Origin of the sequence: Marinomonas spartinae, assembly GCF_900089775.1 — a bacterium.
In the GTDB taxonomy this organism is placed as follows: domain Bacteria; phylum Pseudomonadota; class Gammaproteobacteria; order Pseudomonadales; family Marinomonadaceae; genus Marinomonas; species Marinomonas spartinae.
Genome location: NZ_FLOB01000013.1, coordinates 55,751 through 70,761, shown reverse-complemented (window position 1 = coordinate 70,761; position 15,011 = coordinate 55,751). Strand labels below are relative to the sequence as shown.

General features: G+C 44.2%; 16 protein-coding genes. 4 read left to right on the top strand and 12 right to left on the bottom strand.

Features of this window, described 5'->3' with window-relative positions; genetic code table 11:
• Positions 1 to 5: 5 nt before the first annotated feature.
• From MSP8886_RS18595 to ffh, 7 genes are all read right to left on the bottom strand, one after another.
• Positions 6 to 1,307: a homoserine dehydrogenase gene (locus MSP8886_RS18595; RefSeq protein WP_067019411.1), complete on the bottom strand. Its 1,302-nt coding sequence runs from the start codon at positions 1,305 to 1,307 to the stop codon at positions 6 to 8.
• Between the two features lie 145 nt (positions 1,308 to 1,452).
• Positions 1,453 to 2,187 carry a thioredoxin fold domain-containing protein gene (locus tag MSP8886_RS18590; protein ID WP_245659144.1) on the bottom strand — a complete coding sequence of 245 codons (735 nt, stop codon included), beginning with the start codon at positions 2,185 to 2,187 and terminating at the stop codon, positions 1,453 to 1,455.
• 104 nt (positions 2,188 to 2,291) lie between these two features.
• On the bottom strand, positions 2,292 to 2,654 hold the full coding sequence (gene rplS / locus MSP8886_RS18585; RefSeq protein ID WP_067019408.1) for a 50S ribosomal protein L19: 363 nt from the start codon (positions 2,652 to 2,654) through the stop codon (positions 2,292 to 2,294).
• Between the two features lie 69 nt (positions 2,655 to 2,723).
• Positions 2,724 to 3,476 carry a tRNA (guanosine(37)-N1)-methyltransferase TrmD gene (gene trmD, locus MSP8886_RS18580; RefSeq protein ID WP_067019405.1) on the bottom strand — a complete coding sequence of 251 codons (753 nt, stop codon included), beginning with the start codon at positions 3,474 to 3,476 and terminating at the stop codon, positions 2,724 to 2,726.
• 21 nt (positions 3,477 to 3,497) lie between these two features.
• Complete coding sequence (rimM, locus tag MSP8886_RS18575; protein ID WP_067019402.1) at positions 3,498 to 4,043, bottom strand: ribosome maturation factor RimM; 546 nt, start codon at positions 4,041 to 4,043, stop codon at positions 3,498 to 3,500.
• Between the two features lie 15 nt (positions 4,044 to 4,058).
• A complete protein-coding gene (gene rpsP, locus MSP8886_RS18570) occupies positions 4,059 to 4,307 on the bottom strand; it encodes a 30S ribosomal protein S16 (RefSeq protein WP_067019399.1) in 249 nt (82 codons plus the stop codon).
• Positions 4,308 to 4,484: 177 nt separating this feature from the next.
• Positions 4,485 to 5,867 (bottom strand): signal recognition particle protein, encoded by a 1,383-nt coding sequence (gene ffh, locus MSP8886_RS18565; RefSeq protein WP_067019397.1) that lies wholly within the window; start codon positions 5,865 to 5,867, stop codon positions 4,485 to 4,487.
• Positions 5,868 to 5,996: 129 nt separating this feature from the next.
• Between ffh and MSP8886_RS18560 the strand changes: the two genes are divergently transcribed.
• The 3 genes from MSP8886_RS18560 to MSP8886_RS18550 all read left to right on the top strand — a co-directional run bounded on the left by MSP8886_RS18560 (position 5,997) and on the right by MSP8886_RS18550 (position 8,679).
• On the top strand, positions 5,997 to 6,764 hold the full coding sequence (locus MSP8886_RS18560) for a cytochrome C assembly family protein (RefSeq protein ID WP_067019396.1): 768 nt from the start codon (positions 5,997 to 5,999) through the stop codon (positions 6,762 to 6,764).
• Positions 6,765 to 6,847: 83 nt separating this feature from the next.
• Complete coding sequence (locus MSP8886_RS18555; protein ID WP_067019394.1) at positions 6,848 to 8,104, top strand: HlyC/CorC family transporter; 1,257 nt, start codon at positions 6,848 to 6,850, stop codon at positions 8,102 to 8,104.
• A 29-nt stretch (positions 8,105 to 8,133) separates the two neighbouring features.
• Positions 8,134 to 8,679: an NUDIX hydrolase gene (locus tag MSP8886_RS18550; protein ID WP_067019391.1), complete on the top strand. Its 546-nt coding sequence runs from the start codon at positions 8,134 to 8,136 to the stop codon at positions 8,677 to 8,679.
• Here MSP8886_RS18550 and MSP8886_RS18545 read toward each other — a convergent pair.
• The 4 genes from MSP8886_RS18545 to MSP8886_RS18530 form a co-directional block, all read right to left on the bottom strand.
• Positions 8,660 to 8,968 (bottom strand): YqfO family protein, encoded by a 309-nt coding sequence (locus MSP8886_RS18545; protein WP_067019388.1) that lies wholly within the window; start codon positions 8,966 to 8,968, stop codon positions 8,660 to 8,662. The genes MSP8886_RS18550 and MSP8886_RS18545 overlap by 20 nt on opposite strands.
• 57 nt (positions 8,969 to 9,025) lie before the next feature.
• Positions 9,026 to 9,889, bottom strand: coding sequence for a DUF72 domain-containing protein (locus tag MSP8886_RS18540; protein ID WP_067019385.1), 864 nt, complete (start codon positions 9,887 to 9,889; stop codon positions 9,026 to 9,028).
• A gap of 830 nt (positions 9,890 to 10,719) precedes the next feature.
• A complete protein-coding gene (locus tag MSP8886_RS18535; protein ID WP_067019382.1) occupies positions 10,720 to 11,160 on the bottom strand; it encodes a hypothetical protein in 441 nt (146 codons plus the stop codon).
• A 253-nt stretch (positions 11,161 to 11,413) separates the two neighbouring features.
• A complete protein-coding gene (locus MSP8886_RS18530; protein WP_067019373.1) occupies positions 11,414 to 12,124 on the bottom strand; it encodes a hypothetical protein in 711 nt (236 codons plus the stop codon).
• 692 nt (positions 12,125 to 12,816) lie between these two features.
• Between MSP8886_RS18530 and MSP8886_RS18525 the strand changes: the two genes are divergently transcribed.
• The gene (locus MSP8886_RS18525; RefSeq protein WP_245659143.1) at positions 12,817 to 14,325 is read left to right on the top strand and encodes an FAD-dependent oxidoreductase; all 1,509 of its coding nucleotides are present in this window, start codon (positions 12,817 to 12,819) and stop codon (positions 14,323 to 14,325) included.
• Between the two features lie 39 nt (positions 14,326 to 14,364).
• Here the strand turns inward: MSP8886_RS18525 and greB are convergent, their stop codons facing one another.
• Positions 14,365 to 14,874, bottom strand: coding sequence for a transcription elongation factor GreB (gene greB / locus MSP8886_RS18520; protein WP_067019365.1), 510 nt, complete (start codon positions 14,872 to 14,874; stop codon positions 14,365 to 14,367).
• Between the last annotated feature and the right edge of the window lie 137 nt (positions 14,875 to 15,011).

The window sequence follows — 15,011 nt, the reverse complement described above, 5'->3', positions numbered from 1 at the left end:
CTCTCTTATGCCAAATTTTCAACACGAATGCGCTGTACGGTTCCTGCGACATCCGGTAAAGCTTCAATGGAAGCAATCGCGGCATTCATATTTCGTTCTTTTACATCATGCGTCATGATCACCAGCGGCACCAGTTCACTGCCTTCTCGTTCACGCTGGATAATGGATTCGATACTAATCTCATTTGATGACAAAATTTGCGTAATGGTAGCCAATACACCTGCACGATCTTTAATCGTCATATTCAGGAAGAAACCACACTCAATTTCTTCTATTGACAAAACGTTCGTATCAGACAACGCATCGGCTTGAAAAGCCAGATGCGGCACACGGTTATGAGGATCCGCCGTTAACGTACGGGCAACATCAATGACATCAGCCACAACAGACGATCCGGTAGGCAATCCACCTGCCCCAGCACCATAAGTCAAAGTTGGACCAACCGCATCCCCTTTGACCATAACGGCATTCATTACACCGTTCACATTGGCCAATAAATGCTTATGAGAAATCAGTGTAGGATGAACTCGCAATTCAATTCCTGTTTTTGAGCGACGCGCCATACCAAGATGTTTTACCGCATACCCTAAATCATCAGCAAAGGCCACATCTTCCGCCGTAATACGACTGATGCCTTCGGTGTAGGTTTTTTCAAACTGTAACGGAATACCAAAGGCAATGGACGCCAAAATAGTCAATTTATGTGCCGCATCAATACCTTCAATGTCAAAAGTCGGATCAGCTTCGGCATAACCTAACGCTTGGGCTTCCGCTAACACGTCGTCAAAATCACGACCTTTTTCACTCATTTCAGAGAGAATGAAGTTACCTGTACCATTAATGATACCCGCCAACCATTCAATACGGTTCGCCGATAAGCCTTCACGCAAAGATTTGATAATGGGAATACCACCAGCCACTGCCGCTTCAAACGCAATCATGACGCCTTTTTCACGAGCTCTCGCAAACAGCTCATTACCATGTTCGGCAATCAAGGCCTTGTTGGCCGTCACTACGTGCTTACCGTTCTCAATCGCTGTTAATACCAGCTCTTTCGCCACGGATGTACCACCAATCAATTCCAGCACGATATCAATATCTGGATTGTTAGCGACATCAAAAATATCACGGGTCACTTTAATACCTGTGGTATCACAAGCATCATTATCACGTCGGGCACCCACTTGCTCGATCACAATACTGCGGCCAACACGTCTGGTAATCTCTTCCGCATTCTTGCGAAGAATATTAAAACTGCCAGAACCTACTGTTCCTAGCCCACAAATCCCGACTTTTACCGGTTCCAAAACTACACCCCACAGAGACAGTTTAATTTTTATAAAACTCGTTCAAAAATTACCATTTAAAGTCATTATACCGCCACAGTCCAGCAAACCCAACGCCGAAACGACTGAAGACACTTCATGTTTAGTGGAATATTTCGCAATAACGCTATAACCCAAGCTCTTTTGCTAACACGTTCGCAGGCAAATAACCTGGCACTAACTTACCATTACTCAAAATCATCGTCGGCGTGCCGCGCACTCCGATATCATTGCCTAAATTGTAATCAGAAGCGACAGGGTTAGCACAGGTGTTTTCAGGGATGTCGTCTCCCTCCGTTGCTTTAGTAAACCACTCTTGGGGATTATCAGAACACCACACACTGACCATTTTTTTGTAGGCAGGAGAACCAATCCCTGCTCGCGGATAAGCAAGATAACGAACGGTAATACCCAGTTTATTCAATTCCGGCACTTCTTTATGCAGCATTCGGCAGTACGCACAATCCACATCCGTAAAAACCGTTATATGGGCTTTCTCATTTTTCGCTTTAAACACAATCATTTTGGAAACGGGTAAAGACTCAACTTTCGCCAATTTCCCTCGCTGTGTTTCGTTCTCGATTTGCGAACCATCAATTTTATACATATCCCCAACGATAAAATACTTACCATCAGGACTCATATGCAGCGTTGGTCCATCCTTTAATTCAACGGTATAAAGATTTGTTCCTTTATGAAGCGTCATGCTGTCGATTGAGTATTGAGGTAAGGCTCGCTTAATTGCGGCTTTGACTTCAGCCGTCCCCGCCTGTGCTGCACTAGAAAACAATGTAAAAGAGAAGAGATATGCCAGAACACAAAAGAACGACATGCGAGATAGGAGCGAACGAGGATTCATCATGAACACCTTAAATAATCAAAATACAGAGACTATTAGGCCACAATAGAGCAGATTGGTTCCATAAAAAAAGGCGACTTTCGTCGCCTTTTTTTAATACTGAAAAATTAACGTTTCGCCAATTTTTCTTTAATACGTGCTGATTTACCAGAACGCTCGCGTAGGTAGTAGATCTTAGCCTGACGCACGTCACCGCGACGTTTCACTTCGATGCTTTCAACCAATGGGCTGTAAACTTGAAAAGCACGCTCTACACCGATACCGCTAGAGATTTTACGAACGGTAAATGCAGAGTTAAGGCCGCGGTTACGCTTAGCAATTACAACACCTTCATAGGCCTGTAGACGCTCGCGTGAACCTTCCTTTACTTTAACTTGGACAACAACAGTGTCACCAGGACCGAAGGCTGGGACTTCTTTTGTCATCTGTTCAGCTTCAATCTGCTGAATCAGTTTAGTTTTATTACTCATGGATGTGACTCCTAATGATATGGTTTCTTATCAGCATGAAGGTTCTTCTGTCCGATAAGCTCGCAATTCCTACTCTGCCGAGGTTGAATCTTCAGTTTCGCGAATAAACTCTTCTAACAACTTTTGCTGTTCCTTGTCCAACTCAAGGTCTTGCAAAAGGTCTGGCCGGCGTTGCCAAGTTCTTCCGAGCTTTTGCTTTAATCGCCAGCGTCTGATCTCCTCGTGGTTGCCACTAAGTAATACAGAAGGGACAGGTTCACCATCCAAAACTTCTGGGCGAGTGTAATGCGGGCAGTCCAACAACCCATCAGCAAACGAATCTTCGTCCGCCGAGGCCTGCTTTCCTAGCACTCCCGGTACCATACGAAATACAGCATCCATAAGCACCATTGCCGGCAATTCACCACCACTTAGGACAAAGTCGCCGATCGACCATTCTTCATCAATCTCAGATTGAATCAAACGCTCATCAACGCCTTCATAACGGCCTGCTACCAGAATAAATTCTGCTTGTTTAGCAAGCTGTTGCACACCTTCTTGCGTCAGCGTACGCCCTTGAGGGGACAGATAAATAACTTTTGCATTGGGCACCAATAATTTGGCACTCGCAATCGCATCTTTGAGAGGCTGAACTTTCATCAGCATCCCTGGACCACCACCATAAGGCCGATCATCTACTGTTTTATGTCGGTCATGGGTAAAGTCTCGGGGATTTATAAAATCCATCTCGACTAAACCAGACTTAATGGCTCTGCCCGTCACACCATATTGGGTAATGGCTTGAAACATTTCCGGAAAAAGCGATATCACGCTAACCTTCACGTTGTGACCTCAGTTTGTCAGTTAAAATTCCGGATCCCAATCGACCACCATTTCCTGCTGCTCAAGATTAATATCTAAAACATAAGTACCTGGTGCATAAGGAATCAGGCGTTCTTCACGATCAAAACTGCCTTCACACGCACGGATAACAAGAACATCATTCGCACCGGTTTCCATCAGTTGAGAAACCTTCCCTAAGAGGACACCCTCTTTGGTTGTAACCCTAAGACCTTCCAGCTGACTCCAGTAGTAATCACCTTCCTCTAATGCTGGGAGCTCTTTGGCATCAATGTAGATATCTAAACCACAGAGCTCTTTTACTTGATCTCTGTCGCTATAACCTTTTACCGATGCCACCAAGCCACGACCTTGCAGACGCCCTTGGTTTAGTTCTACGGTTTTCCACCCACTAGGAGTTTTCAACCACCAATGCTTATAATCAAAGATTCCTCGCATCGGATCGGTGTGTGAATACAACTTCACCCACCCTTTAACACCATAAACTGATGTAATGCGTCCAACCACAAGGGCTTGCTCAGGAGCGGCCGCTTGCTTTAATTGAGACATAGCACTACCTCAGTATTAAGCGTTTTTGCCAGCTTCTTTAACAAGCTGAGCAGCACGGTCAGATAATTGAGCGCCTTGGCTAACCCAATGGTTTACGCGATCTAGATCGATGCGTAGACGTTCTTCTTGACCACGAGCGATAGGGTTAAAGAAACCCAAACGTTCGATATAACGACCATCACGAGCACGACGGCTATCAGCCACGTTCAAATGATAGAATGGGCGCTTTTTAGAGCCACCACGAGAAAGACGAATAGTTACCATATGATTGGTTCCTTATTGCTTAACGAAACACCCCTTGCCGAGTCGATTTTTGACTCATACTACAAGAAGGCGGCATATTCTAGTCGATTAACCAGAAAAACAAAAGGGCGAATTACTCGCCCAGACATTAAAAACGGCAGTTTTTTAACTGCCGCTAATAAAAACAAGAAGATATCTTTAAAATTTAGGGAAATTTCCGCCGCCAGGCATGCCACCACCTGGCATCATTCCACCCAAGCCACGCATCATTTTCTTCATGCCACCTTTTGCGGACATCTTCTTCATCATCTTTTGCATTTGCTTATGCTGTTTTAAAAGACGATTTAAATCTTGGATCTGCAATCCCGCACCCGTTGAGATACGTTTTTTACGGGAGCCATTAATAACATCCGGATTACGACGTTCTGCTGGCGTCATGGAGTTAATCAAAGCTTCCATTTGAACAAACATTTTGTCGTTCACTTTGTCTTGAATATCACCTAGCTGCCCCATACCTGGGAGCTTGTCCAACATGGAGCTCATTCCGCCCATATTTTTCATCTGTTGAAGCTGTTCTTTAAAGTCTTCTAAATCGAAGCCTTTGCCTTTTTTCAGCTTACCCGCAAGCTTTTCCGCTTTTTCTTTATCGATCTTTTGCTCAGCTTCCTCTATTAAGGAAAGCATATCGCCCATCCCCAGAATACGAGATGCCAAACGATCGGGGTGGAAAGGCTCTAATGCGCTCGTTTTCTCCCCTACACCTAAGAATTTAATAGGCTTACCGGTAATATGGCGAACCGACAAAGCCGCACCGCCACGAGCATCGCCATCGGTCTTGGTTAAAATCACCCCTGTCAGTGGTAATACATCACCAAATGCTTTCGCGGTATTCGCCGCATCTTGACCGGTCATGGCATCGACCACAAAAAGCGTCTCGATCGGGTTAATGGCACCGTGCAACGCTTTAATCTCAGCCATCATGTCGTCATCAATGGCTAAGCGACCTGCCGTATCGACGATCAATACATCTTTATGGGCTTTCTTGGCATAATCGATGGCATTGTTCGCGATATCAATCGGCTTTTGCGTCAAGTCACTGGGGATAAAGTCCGCCCCAACCTCACCCGCAAGCGTTTCAAGCTGTTTAATGGCCGCTGGGCGATAAATGTCGGCACTGACTACAGAGACCGATTTTTTGTGGCGCTCTTTTAGGTACTTCGCCAACTTCGCAACAGAAGTCGTTTTACCCGCTCCTTGCAACCCTGCCATCAAGATCACCGCAGGACGGGCAGCTCGTAAATTCAGCTCGTCATTGGCTTGGCCCATGACATTTTCTAGTTCTTGCTTAACAATCTTAAGAAAGACTTGGCCTGGACTTAAACTTTTTGTGACTTCGGTGCCCACGGCGCGCTCTTTAATCGCCGCAATAAAATCTTTAACAACTGGCAAAGCAACATCGGCTTCGAGAAGCGCCATACGCACTTCACGTAGTACGTCTTTGATATTGTCTTCTGTTAATTTGGCACGACCTCGAATACGATCAAGCGAGGAGGTTAAGCGATTCGATAAATTGTCGAACATGTTGCCCTCAAAATTTGCTCTATTATGGAAAAAACCTTCATTCACGGTTTAACCAAGGTGAAATTAATCCTATTATAACGGATAAATGATTGTCACCCTATACCTTTACTTAATGGATCTATCAGTTTCATGACTCAATTATCGCTTTGGCTTGCCTGTATTGCATGTTTTACCTCTGGTATCACGTACTATTTTTGCCCTAAAGCGCGCCCTACACAACTTATTGGCGCACTTGCCATCGCGTTACACGCCTGTGCATTATCCCTCACACTACTTGATAGAAATGGCTTTACCTTTTTAACCATCGGATTATTAATTGCTGTAATTGGCAATGCATTATTGTGGTTTAGTAGCCGTGATAAAGATTTATCCCTATTGATGGCAATATCGTTTCCCCTAACGGGCATTATTATTGCTCTAAATGCTATTCAGCCTTGGAATCTACATGAATTGCATAGCAACTCTTGGGGCACCAGTATCCATATATTAATTGCCTGTGTCGCCTATAGTTTATTTACCGCCGCCTGTGGAGTGGGAATTTTATTATCGATTCAAGAGTACCAACTTAAAAATCATAAGTTAAAACAGCTTCTTAGAGTACCACCACTGCAAGTACTGGAACGCCTGATGTTTGAGTTCATCTGGGCCGCTTTTATTTTCTTAACCGCAGCCATTGCTACAGGCTTCTACTTCATTGAGGATATTTTTGCCCAGCACATGGTTCATAAAACCTTCTTTACCATTGCTTCTTGGTTTGTCTTTGCTGGCTTGTTGATTGGCAGACGTTATGCTGGATGGCGTGGCCAGTTGGCGGTCAAGCTTACTCTCAGTGGTTTCTTCTTGCTTATGTTAGGCTATTTTGGCAGTCAAATTGCGTTACAAATTATTATGCATTAACGTTTAATACTATAAAGTCATTTGACAGCAACTTTTTAAGCACTAATAATCCCTTTTATCTTAACAATTGAGGCAGTCCCTTCTTGAACGATGTTCCCTTAAGTATTCTCGGTGGCATACTTTTTAGTCTAATCTTAATTTCCGCCTTTTTCTCTAGCTCAGAAACAGGCATGCTAACCTTGAACAAGTACCGTCTTAAGCATCTGGTGAAAAACAAAAATCGCACAGCAATACGAGTCAGCAAATTACTCGAGCGCCCAGATCGCCTACTTGGCCTTATTCTAATTGGCAATAATTTTGTTAATATTTTAGCGTCTGCGATTGCAACCATCATTGCCGTACGCATTTGGGGCGACGCAGGTGTCGCCATTGCTACAGCAGCACTTACTTTGATTGTCCTAATCTTTGCCGAAGTAACCCCAAAAACCATGGCGGCACTTCATCCTGAAAAAGTCGCCTTTGCAGCCTCTTGGTTGCTATCAATCCTGCTAAAAGTGTTTTACCCAATCGTCGTTTTTGTTAACAGCCTGTCTAACGGTTTATTAAGGATTTTTGGTGTGCATGCCACTCAGAATGACCAACACAAGCTAGACTCCGAAGAGCTTCGTACAGTGGTCAATGAGGCAAGCGGTTTGATTCCAGCCGCTCACCAAGAAATGCTCTTGTCTATTTTGGATCTTGAAAAAGTCTCTGTAGAAGACATCATGATTCCACGCAATGAAGTAGTGGGCATTGATATTGAAGACAGCATTGAAGAAATCATTGAGCAGGTCTGTAGCAGCCGCCATACCCGCATGCCTGTTTATAATGGTGAGCTTAATAAAGTCATCGGTATTCTTCATTCCCGTCGCGCGGCCACTTTCCTACAAGACCCAAACCCATCGAAAGCGGCGTTATTAAAAGCCACGGTTGAACCCTACTTTATCCCAGAGAGCACCTCTCTCAATACGGTCTTACTGAACTTCCAAAAAGACCACCAACAAATGGGCATTGTGGTGGACGAATATGGCGATGTTCAAGGTATTGCCGCATTAGAAGACGTGTTAGAAGAAATCGTCGGTGAATTCACACCACCAACACAAGACGAAGAAGAAGAGATTCAGCCCCTTGAAGACGGTTCCTTTAGAATCGAAGGGTCGACTCACATTCGTGATATCAATAAAACCTTGGAATGGCATTTGCCAACCGATGGTCCAAAAACCCTAAACGGCCTTATTATTGAAACACTAGAGTTTATCCCTGAACACCCTATTAGTTTATGGGTGGGTCACTACCAGATTGAAATTCAAGAAATAGAAGATAAGGTTGTTAAATTCGCCAAACTCAAGCTCAAACGCTAAGTTTAAGCGAAAACGTTAAGGATGTACCCATGAGATTTTGTCCAAACTGCGGCCATGCCGTGAATATGACGATACCGAAAGGCGACAACAGAGAACGAGCCGTATGTCCTCAATGTGACTTTATCGACTATGACAACCCAAGACTCATCACTGGCACCCTCCCTCTCTATAAAGGAAAGGTACTCTTGTGTAAACGCAATATAGAGCCCCGCTTCGGCTACTGGACGTTACCTGCTGGCTTTATGGAAAATCAGGAAACCACAAGAGAAGGTGCTCTGCGCGAAACACTTGAAGAAAGCGGCTCAAATGCAACCTGCAAGCAAGCATTTAGCATGATTAGCATTCCGCATATTAACCAAATTCATTTGTTCTATCTTGCAGAACTTGAACAAGACGACTTTCACGCCACAGAAGAAAGCTCGGAAGTCGCCTTATTTGATCTAGATAACATCCCATGGGACGAATTAGCCTTTAGCAGCGTCAGCAAAACGCTCAATTTCTTTATTGAAGACCACAAAAAAGGCCATTATGGTTTCCATGAAGACACCATTATATTTAACGCTGTATCGGAATAATATGATAAGCCACTTCCTCATAAGGATGTGAGGACAGCAAGGCATTAATAGCACTTTGTTTGACATCTTCTTGCAGCAGCATTTCAACACGATACTCGCAGATGTGTGAAATCTCATTTACTTTCCCTGAATGTGGATCTGCCCCCTCAAGAGGACGAAACTGTCCCTCCCCTTTTATTTGCCAACAATAATGATCATAATTCCCTAATGCCCCTGCCCCCACAGAAAACAACGCCTGTTTTACTTTATCCAAATCCGTTTCGGGCACATAAAATATGAGTGAATACATAAAACTCTCCTTAGTTATTAACAAACTATGATAGGTAAAGCCATTTTCAACATACCTCTACCATAGACTAACTTGCTCTTGACTCTGAGGTAAAGACAATTTCGTTTGATACTCAGGGAGTAAATTTCGCACCTTTTCATCCAATTGAGCCGCCAATGTGGGCGCGGCAATATTATCCGAGGAATGCACAAATACGCTCGGCGTCAGCCCTTCAGACAACCATTGCGACAGTTTCATCGCCCACTGGCTCAGCCAAGCGTCATTAAGAGGTAAATCTGGATGCCCAATAAAACGCACTACAGGATGCCTCGAAGTCGCAATAGGATGACAAGGCACACGAGGCTTTTTCTTTTGCGCATCCACCAAGCTGTCACAATAGGCGTCCGTAGAAAACACCGGACGTGAATCCATAACAACCCGATTCACACCACGCTCAGACAGTGCGGATAAGAAATAACGCTCTGTATTACCTTTATCAAAATACGCCAAATGACGCACTTCCACCGATAACGGTGCCGACAGCGACCACAAATCACATAAAGCTAGAATCGTCTCCAGCGCACGCTCATCGCACACAGCGGGGAACTGCAGCATTGTTGGCCCAAGCTTACTCAACAGAGGCTCCAACGACCCCATAAATTCCAACCAATCCCGTTGCACCTCTTGCCAAGATCGCTCAATTAAACGATGAGTGACCGTCTGCGGGGCTTTAAAACTAAACTTAAACCCATCATTAACCGATTCGTACCAGCGCATCAGCTGAACATCATCCACCTTAGTGTAAAAAGTACTGCCCACCTCAACAGTAGAAAACACCTGTGAATAACGGCCTATTCGCTCTCCTGTTGCCAAAGAGGCCGGATACAACCAGTTCACCCAAGCAGGGTGTTGCCACTGAGCCATGCCGTAATAAATCTTCATTGAGGACATAAGTCTTATTATTCCACTCTACTTCTTTTCATCAGTATATGGCGAAACAAATCCTTAAAAAACCAAACAGGGTAATTTATCGGAGATACAAACATCGAATCATGCCACCAAGCTAAAGCCACTCTAGACACAGATAGACGAATCAATGAGGCGTGCTGTGGAATAGAATCCAATAAGGTGAATTGAAAACAGGTACTAGTAGAAATAAACCAGTAGAAACGGATGGTACTACCCAGATTACCTCGATATATTGTGTAAACGTAACGCTAATACGGCTCTGAAGTGCAGTATTAACGTTACTTAGGAAGCCGATAAATAAGCCGTCAAAACCCTAGGCTTTCAGAGAAATCACCAATTAAGACACGACCTTGAAGGAATATACTTTCGAGAGGTCGCAACAATAAGTAACATTTTTCTTAAAAGCCATCCTGTATTGGTTATTTCGGGTTAGGAGGGGTAACCATTTGCTCAACCCAACCGGAGCCCACTTCCGTTCCATCTTTCATATATGCGGCTTGCGCCTTCATAGATCGGAGCTCCTAAAGATGAAGATAGCATTGTGGTCCTCGTATAAGGGGTGACGGTCTTAATCGTAAACGTAAGATCTTGATCTACCCCACATGCTTCCTCTCGACCTGCACGCTTGGCATATGCCGAAAGTACGTAACGTGCTTGAGAAAAAGCCTTAACGGTTACCTCAATTTCACATGCCCAACATTGTGGATATGGCGAGTCGCCTACTTCTTGAAATTGCTTGGTAAATTGAATGCGATAATTGTTCCCCTGATCATTAACTTGTGGGTCTATTGCCTGATACGGATTTAACAAATCCGAAATTGCATAAGCGGGTAAGTATCTATTGCATTAGGCCCTAAAATACCTGTATACAAATTCATAAAGCTAGCCGGCTTTGCATCCCCCTTATCAGTATCATAATTGCCCACACTATGCGCTTTATTCCAAAAAGCAACAAACAACAGCGTTGATCCCGCATAGGCACCTTTAGTTAATACCACAGGCAGCCAACAGCCTAAGTATAATTGTTTGCTTGCAGGAGATTTGGATGAAAGTGAAGCAATATGGGAGGCCAGTTTGCCTGTCAGGCTATCCGATGGTAGCGATTTACCCTCTTGTTTCACCTCGTTTAAAATGCTTCGTTCTTCTGGCTCTAGTATGCTTTGAGCCTTAGCTAGAATCTCCACTATCTGGTTGGCTTTACAAGCTGAAGAGCTGGGTAATGTTTCAAAAGCCTGTAAGATCAAGAGGGATCACTCATCCCACCACAAACCAATGGTATCTATGGCAGGTTTCCATAAAACGATAATGAACGAGTTTGATTAAGTGATATTTCTGAAATCCGCCAAAGGATCTACAAGAAAACCTAGAAAAAAGGATAGTCAATAACCGAACTGATAGGGAGAAAATACACTGTGGAAGGAGATTATTAGATGAGAAAGCAATCTGGGTAGAAAAGACTTCAACCCAGATCTAAGCTAGCATATTCGATTTTAGCTTTTACGAAAATCCATTTTCAATATCGCGAAAAGTCCACTGCCCATTTGGATCAGCGATATCAATTAGCTCACACGCTTTTTTATTCCATGCAGCTAAACAAGCAATATAATTTGTTAATTGATAATAAGCTCGATCAGGCGCATCAGGACGAATTCTTGACATGGTAAACCCCGAATAAGTCGCACCACTTCCGATCCAATTAACTATTGAAGAAGCAACACCACCGCCAGGAACAACAAAACCAACAGTCGTCGTGACAAGACCCAATATGGTTGCCACCTTCTCAATACCATTTCCTGTTTTTAGAATATCCTCGTTGATTGCATGATGTAATAAAGCTAATAAATTGATTGCCTGAGGTTGATTTGAAGCAACAGCAACATCATTAGATGTTTTTGAAGCCGCCCCAGGGGCTGAAGCCCCGCCTCGCATTGCAGGGAGTAAGCTATTAAATGATTTCTGGCTACCATTTTGGGTTGAAAATTCAATAGATTGCACACTCAGGCCACCCGCTTTAACACGCTTTTGGTCTTTTGGAGTGACAGTCGATTTATAAGTTCGTTGCAAACGACGATAAACAGCAGCACTACACTGGGTTACTTGTATCGCTAAAGCGGCTTGATCTTTAAATGCTTGCCCAATTGCACGTTCTGAAAGATGAGTTAACTGGGCTTTTTTCTTAAGCACACTCTGACCAATCATAATGTCCACAACAATATCCCTATCTGTTATATGAGGATCGGAATTCTAGCATAATAACCAAAAATTTTAACACCTAAACCCCCTCCCTTTAGCTTTGATTAGCGCACCTGAAGCAACATAAAATCAAAATCGAAGCTAAACAGATTATCAAGGCTATATTCTAAAATGACCTTAATCTAACCTATAGTATTTTAGATACCATCGCAAAACTCATAAAGCCAAACACCTTGATACCGTGTCTTCTTGACTCTACTCATCATACAGATAAAAACCTAACATCGCTCAAGAGAAAAATAAAAAGTAAGATGGACTTCACGGCAAGCAACTCCACATCAAATTTTAAGAGTCTGGAGGCAACACCCAAGTAACCTTCCTCTAGTGTTGCCTATTATCTAGTCTTTTTTGTCTAACGCTTTCATAGCGACCCTCTCCAACCTTATTGTTATTACCCTATACAGACGAAGGCTGCCGTACACTGTGTAGTATCCAATTTCCATAGGTGATGGCCATATCCGCCGCCCCAACAGGTAGAGCCACTCAAGTAATTTTTCTGAGACATTTTGGCTTGTACAATTTAATCATTAGGCCTCCCTTAGTGAATCAGCTACTATTTGTCCTATGACAATAGCCCCACATTAACGGAAAAACTCGATATTACAGAGGGCTCGCCCTCCGTATCCGAATGTTCTAGGTAACAAGACGTGAATTCATTGGAAAACGAAGAAAGCAGCTGGACGGTTTGTCCCAAATGTCATGGTCAAGGCAAGCGAAGCAGAAGATTACGTAAAAAAGTGCGACTGCAATATTTAAAAGAACTGAATGAGTTTGAGCAGTTAAAAGGAGAAGGTCCTGCACCGATTCGCCCTAAAGGCCATTTGGAAATGTGCCTTCATTGTGCAGGTTCCGGTTTGGTACCATCCCCCAAGCCTCCACAGGCGGATACAGAAAACTACCCTCATGTTGCTATTATTGGTGGTGGCATAGGTGGTGTAGCCCTTGCTGTTGCCTGTTTGCATCGCGGTATTCCTTTTACCCTTTATGAGCGCGATAGCCGTTTTGACGAACGTTCTCAAGGTTATGGCCTTACCTTGCAACAGGCCAGTAAAGCCATCGAAGGCTTAGGCATTGTCTCACTCAAAGAAGGTGTCATTTCAACGAGACACCTTGTCCATACCACAGAAGGCAAAGTGGTCGGAGAATGGGGGATGAGAAAGTGGCAACATTCAGGCAGCAAAAATGCCCCAAAGCGTACGAATATCCATATCGCTCGACAATCATTGCGCTTAGCGTTACTACAACAACTTGGCGAACGAAACAACGTACAATGGGGCCATCAAATAATCGACTACAGCGAATACAAGCATGCCGACGGTGGCGGGGTTGATTTAACCTTTTTAGTAAAACGTCAAGTAAATGGCCAAACACAAAGCGAGACAAAACACGCTAAAGCAGACCTTGTTGTGGGAGCCGATGGCATTCGTAGCGTCGTTCGGCAACAATTGATCGGAGACGATATTTCGCCGTTACGCTATCTAGGCTGTATTGTGATTTTGGGAATTTGTCCGCTAGCAGATCTAAAGGAAGTAAAAAGCGACCTACTGGATTCCGCCACGGTCTTCCAAACAGCCAACGGTCATGAACGAATCTATATCATGCCGTATGACGTAAACACAGTGATGTGGCAACTTAGCTTTCCTATGCCTGAAAACGAGGCAAAAGCCTTAAGCGAGCAAGGTGCCCATGCCCTGAAAGCAGAAGCCTGTCGTCGTACTCAATGGCATATACCTGTGCCGCAAATTGTAGCGGCAACCAAGGAGAGTTTGATATCCGGTTACCCCGTTTATGATCGAGCACTTCTACAACCAGAATTATTAGCAAAAGGCGCGCACATCACCCTTATCGGTGATGCAGCTCACCCAATGAGCCCTTTTAAAGGCCAAGGGGCAAACCAGGCCTTACTGGATGCCTTGGCGCTAGCCCGAGACATTTCCAAAGGATGTCGACCGCTGTTTCAATGGCGCGAAGCGGGTATAAGAGACAGTGTCTTAAACGAATTTGAAAACCAAATGCTAGAACGCAGTTCAATCAAAGTGCAGGACTCTGCCGCGGCGGCTCAGTTTCTGCACTCAGAGGTTGTCCTTCATGAAGCCAACGAGCCAAGAGGACGCTCTCTCAAGAGAGACGCAGAACAGGGGGAGATGCCCGATTAAAGCAAAGGCCGGTGCAGCTCATCAATAGAAAAAGTGACACTATACAGAAATGGGACGATACTCTATCGCTTCGATAAAATAGGTTTTCTCACTATTTGCTAGACGAATCATCGCCTCATCGCCTTCCTGTTTTTTCAGTAAGGCTTTTGCCACTGGGGAATCAATACTGATGTAGGCTGGGTCGTGATCCAGCTCATCAGGCCCGACAATACGATGGGTACGTTGCTCACCACTCTCATCCTCTATCGTGACCCACGCGCCAAAGAAAACTCTTGATTGGTCGGCCGGCAAACGATCCACAACGGTACAAACCTCCAAGCGTTTTTCCAAATAGCGCACTCGACGATCTATCTCCCGCAATTGCTTTTTACCGTAAATGTATTCTGCATTTTCCGAGCGATCACCTTGAGCAGCCGCTTCTCGAACGCTCTCGGTCACCGCTGGACGCTTTTCTTTCCATAAGTATTTTAGCTCGGACAGCAGGGTTTGAGCCCCTTCGTGTGTAATGTAAGCGGATTTAGGTGGAGAAGGAGGACGATATCGACTCATAGTAGTAGGCTTAGTTAATCAACAATATGTTAGAAATCGAGACTTTTGCACGACTACTGCGCTTGCCAATACTTTGTTAAAAACAGACTCAAAATGCTCATTTATCGCGAATCCGCTTTCTCGTCTGTTTTTGCCGT